Genomic DNA, 2,590 nt, shown 5'->3' with positions numbered 1-2,590 from the left:
ACATTTTCTAAGATCCTCGACTCCTTTTCCAGCCGGTCAGATTTTTTCTACACCCTTAAATGCGAAGAGCCTTTAAACCTAAAGTCATAAGGCGGCCAAGCGGCTCAAGTTCAATGCATTGCTCCGCCGTCATGGGCTCATGGGTAGATGCAGATCAATCGACAAACACAGCCTGTGCAACACCTATCCAATGGGCTGCACTTCGTTCATCAGGGCCAAGGCCGAATCTCTAATCGGTCGAGGTCATACCTTCACTCAGGAGATACGAACATGGGATACGTCACTACGCGGGACGGTGTTGAAATCTTTTACAAGGACTGGGGACCACGTGACGCTCAGGTCATCTTTTTCCATCATGGATGGCCGCTCAGCGCAGACGATTGGGACGCGCAGATGCTCTTTTTCCTGGACCACGGCTATCGGGTCGTTGCCCACGACCGACGGGGGCATGGGCGCTCCAGCCAGGTCTGGGATGGCCACGACATGGATCACTATGCCGACGACGTTGCCGCCGTGGTCGATCACCTCGGCGTACAAGGCGCCGTCCATGTCGGGCACTCCACAGGCGGGGGTGAGGTCATCCATTACATCGCGCGCCACGGTGAAGACCGGGTGTCGAAGGCCGCCATCATCAGCGCCGTGCCGCCGCTGATGGTTCAGGCTGCGAACAACCCTGGTGGTTTGCCGAAATCGGTTTTCGACGACCTGCAGAGCCAACTGAAAGCCAACCGCGCACAGTTCTATTACGACGTTCCGGCAGGACCTTTTTACGGCTACAACCGCCCAGGTGCGAAACCGTCCGAGGGCATCGTGTGGAACTGGTGGCGACAAGGCATGATGGGCTGTGCCAAGGCACACTATGACGGGATCGTGGCGTTTTCTCAGACCGACTTCACCGAGGATTTGAAGAGCATCAAGATCCCCGTACTGGTGATGCACGGGGATGATGACCAGATCGTACCCTATGAAAATGCTGGAGTTCTGTCCGCCAGACTTCTGCAAAACAGCATCCTGAAAATCTACCCCGGCTTCCCCCACGGAATGCCGACAACTAACGCCGATACCATTAACGCTGATCTACTGGCGTTCGTGCGGAGCTAAACCACTGGGGCGGGTAAAGACCCGCCCTTGCTGGCTTAAAGCCGGGGCAAAGACTGAGTCGCCGCCCTCGCCCGCAAGGTACGCTCAATGAAGTTGCAAGGCAGCAAAATAGCCGCCTCGCAAAACACGAGACTAAAAAACCCCGCAGAACGATTTAGCCAATCTGTTGCATCGACCGGTTGAATCCACAGCCAGAAGCGGTCACTGCATAAACTCGGCGCCCGCGAACCGGCAAACCGGAACGCCTGCGGTGTCCACGCTCTGGAAAAAGACTCAGGTGCCCAAGTACTTTAACAACAGGGCCAACACCCAATCCTCTTGCGAGGCCAATGCCGTGCTGATCTCCTCGCATCTCCCATTCAGAGACAGCAGGTTGCCAGCCAGTACTTCTCCACTGGACATGCACATATCCAAAACAATACTAAAAACCCCGTTACCTACCTGCTTGCTTTCAACAACAAGCTCAACCTCTTTAGGGAAGATTGTCAGGTAGACGAAGAGTATTCCATTCGCGTATGTGTAGTGGCCATGATTTCTTTTGAGTAAACCACTCTGGCTTTTCGAAGCCTTCACATAAACATTATCTAGAAACCTTTGAAGGACGAGCAAAAGCTCTGGCTTCTCAGTGCTCATTGGGTTTCCTTGCGAGCAGTAGACTTCAATACGCCATTCTAACCAACATCGACGGTGCCCGAGCTGCACGATGCACAGGGGCGGCCATCTGCGGGTCATTGCCATCTGTGATGAGTAATTGCTCTTAGCTATCTGCTTACCAGCCCAGGGCCTCGCCCTCCCCCCCCCAACAACCAGCTCGCCAAATGCAACCGGGGTAGCGAGAATAGGAATTCGAACCCCTACCTGAATCTGCACTGACCGCTTTGGGCCGATTGCTGCTGCACCACAAGAGTAAAAGATGGAGTTTTATCATGGTTGATAGCCTGGAGGTTCAAGAGTTCGATTACCTTGAACAGGCGTTACTTGAAGCGAGCGTGCCTTTCAGTGAAATAACACGTCAGTGCGCACGCTATTTGCTCAGCCTGATCGACGGCGGTGTACTGGCTAGCGTTTCCGCCCCTAAGTTGAAAGTGCTGATTCCATATATCGAAAAAAGCATCCAGCGAGAGCTTATAGAAAGCGATGGAGATCTCCGGAAAAGGCTTGCACTAGAACTCTGGACGGTAGAGCAACAGCACCGTAAATCAGATGAAGACTTTGCGAACCTCATTCGCTGCGTACTTTTTTGCTTCGCAACAGAAGAGCGCTGGATAGAGGAAGGCACTGGGGACGCGACACCTATCTATCTTTATTTTCTGGCTCAAAAAAAATACTACCTGGCACAAGAAAAGCCTTTATTAAAAGCTTTCAAGATTTTATTGCAGCCAACGGAAAATAAACGTTTCACGAATAGATTGGCGGCTCTTCGCATTTAAGGGTGTAGCTGATTTCTAAACCCTCCTGACTTCAGCAAGCACCTGGCTATGTAATTGGT

At 52.5% G+C, this 2,590-nt stretch carries 3 protein-coding genes; 2 read left to right on the top strand and 1 reads right to left on the bottom strand.

Annotation, left to right across the window (positions count from 1 at the left end; translation table 11 throughout):
• The first annotated feature begins 270 nt into the window (after positions 1 to 270).
• The gene (locus GHO32_RS25860; protein ID WP_003829125.1) at positions 271 to 1,101 is read left to right on the top strand and encodes an alpha/beta fold hydrolase; all 831 of its coding nucleotides are present in this window, start codon (positions 271 to 273) and stop codon (positions 1,099 to 1,101) included.
• Positions 1,102 to 1,374: 273 nt separating this feature from the next.
• Here the strand turns inward: GHO32_RS25860 and GHO32_RS25855 are convergent, their stop codons facing one another.
• Positions 1,375 to 1,734: a hypothetical protein gene (locus GHO32_RS25855; protein WP_044275693.1), complete on the bottom strand. Its 360-nt coding sequence runs from the start codon at positions 1,732 to 1,734 to the stop codon at positions 1,375 to 1,377.
• A 293-nt stretch (positions 1,735 to 2,027) separates the two neighbouring features.
• Here GHO32_RS25855 and GHO32_RS25850 point away from each other — a divergent pair, with 293 nt between their 5' ends.
• The gene (locus tag GHO32_RS25850; RefSeq protein WP_256678633.1) at positions 2,028 to 2,531 is read left to right on the top strand and encodes a hypothetical protein; all 504 of its coding nucleotides are present in this window, start codon (positions 2,028 to 2,030) and stop codon (positions 2,529 to 2,531) included.
• The last annotated feature ends 59 nt before the right edge of the window (positions 2,532 to 2,590 follow it).

The sequence above is a fragment of the Pseudomonas sp. FSL R10-2189 genome (assembly GCF_009600325.1).
In the GTDB taxonomy this organism is placed as follows: Bacteria; Pseudomonadota; Gammaproteobacteria; order Pseudomonadales; family Pseudomonadaceae; genus Aquipseudomonas; species Aquipseudomonas helleri.
This window is presented reverse-complemented; position numbering and strand designations above follow the sequence as displayed.

Bases quoted from the DNA above. Each gene is read 5' to 3' on its own strand.
- GHO32_RS25850 (WP_256678633.1), top strand. From the start codon at position 2,028: ATGGTTGATAGCCTGGAGGTTCAAGAGTTCGATTACCTTGAACAGGCG.
- GHO32_RS25855 (WP_044275693.1), bottom strand. From the start codon at position 1,734: ATGAGCACTGAGAAGCCAGAGCTTTTGCTCGTCCTTCAAAGGTTTCTA.
- GHO32_RS25860 (WP_003829125.1), top strand. From the start codon at position 271: ATGGGATACGTCACTACGCGGGACGGTGTTGAAATCTTTTACAAGGAC.